The sequence below is a fragment of the Streptomyces sp. NRRL F-5650 genome, from assembly GCF_000721365.1.
In the GTDB taxonomy this organism is placed as follows: Bacteria; Actinomycetota; Actinomycetes; order Streptomycetales; family Streptomycetaceae; genus Streptomyces; species Streptomyces ardesiacus.
On record NZ_JOGV01000182.1, the window covers coordinates 1 to 286 of the forward strand.

Consider the following 286-nt stretch of genomic DNA (forward strand, 5'->3'; position numbering starts at 1 on the left):
GCGGACCGCGCCGTCAGCAGTGACCAGGCGACGTCCGCGTCGGACGCCTCCGCCACGGCAGCGGACTCCCGCAACCGCGCCGCCTGCCCACGCAACCCCGCAGCCGAACGCGCGGAAAGCACCCACGGCACCACAGCGCACCCGGACTCCTCCGACGGCGCCACGGCAGAAGCATCCACGGACGCAGCCGGCAGCGCCGCCGGCGCCTGCTCCAGAACCACATGCGCGTTCGTACCGCTGATCCCGAACGAAGACACAGCAGCCCGACGCGGACGCCCCGTCTCCG

At 73.8% G+C, this 286-nt stretch carries 1 protein-coding gene; it reads right to left on the reverse strand.

Annotation, left to right across the window (positions count from 1 at the left end):
• Positions 1-221: hypothetical protein (locus tag IG88_RS39985; RefSeq protein WP_420712121.1), on the reverse strand; the 221-nt coding region annotated here is incomplete at its 3' end.
• Positions 222-286: the final 65 nt, after the last annotated feature.